Genomic DNA, 1,402 nt, shown 5'->3' with positions numbered 1-1,402 from the left:
GAAATCCATTAGTACCAGTAGATCCAAATAATCCAGAAAGTGGATACAAGGTGCCACCAGTACCAACAACACCAGGTAATGATACGCCGATTACGTATGAAGCAGATACTCAAAAAGCTATAGTAAAATATGTTGTTGAAGGAACAACTACAGTTCTTCATACAGAAGAATTAACAGGTGATTCGGGAACTACAATTAACTATACAACAGCGAATAAGCTTGCAGAATTGAAAGTTCTTGGATATGAATTAGTAACTGACGGATTCACAACAGAGACAGGTAGAAATTTCGATAAAGATAAAACAGTTGATCAAACTTTCGAAGTAACAGTGAAACCAAAAGTGGTAGATGTCCCACCATTTGAACCAACAAATCCACAAGGTGACGACAATCCAAAACCAGAACCAGGACAACCAATTGATCCAGAAAATCCAAACGGACCAAAATGGACGAAAGAATTAATTGATAAACTGACAACGACTAAACATGTTACACGTACAATAACTTATGTAGAAGATGGTACAGACAAAGAAGTAGCTAACAAAGCAACAGACAAAGTAACATTTACTCGTAGTTTGAAAGTTAATGTCGTAACGGGTGACGTTGTTGATCCTAATGTAGCATGGACATCGAATGATACAACATTTGACGAAGTAACATCACCTGTGGTTAAGGGATACATCTTAAAAGCTAATCAAGATGCGCAAAATGGGTTAGTATCAGCAGATGGAACAAGAGTAGCAGCAAGTGAAAACTTAACAGAAGCATCTGAAAATCAAAATGTTAAGGTAGCGTATATTAAGTTAGGATCATGGATACCGAATGAGCCAGGAAAAGACAAACCAACGCCAATTCCATATCCAAATAATCCAACAGATCCAACTAAGCCTGGAGAACCAACGGATCCTAATGTACCAGTAATTCCATATGTACCAGGATATACACCGAAGATTGGTGAAACACCGTTAGTACCAAAAGTGCCAACTGATCCGACACAAGGATACATTCCACCAAAAGTACCAACCAAACCAGGAGAGGATACGCCGATTACTTATGAAGGAAATCCACAAAAAGCATTGGTGAAAGTGGTTAAGGTTGAAGGTGAGGGTGATAAGAAAACAGAAACACCATTACCAAAAGATAATGTAACTATCAATGGTAAAACTGGAGATCAAATTCCAACTGAATCAGTAACAGCTAAAATAGCAGAGTTAGAAAAACGCGGATATGTGATTGATAATAGAGATGAAGTAGTCAACTATATTAATAACAAATTCGATAAAGATAAGGATACAGAAGGTCAAGATCCAACACAAACAGTAACGTTGAAAGTACATGAAAAACTTGTACCAGTAACACCGCCAACACCAGAAAAACCACTTAAACCTGGAAAACCAATTGA

The 1,402-nt window shown here is 37.4% G+C and carries 1 pseudogene; it reads left to right on the top strand.

The window, feature by feature from the left end:
• Positions 1-1,402: pseudogene (locus tag HT696_RS10405) on the top strand (mucus-binding protein); the annotation flags it as partial.

Source organism: Streptococcus sp. 9903 (assembly GCF_013276625.1).
Classification (GTDB): Bacteria; Bacillota; Bacilli; order Lactobacillales; family Streptococcaceae; genus Streptococcus.
The sequence above is the reverse complement of the archived record's forward strand: the minus strand, read 5'-3'. Positions and strand labels throughout refer to the sequence as shown.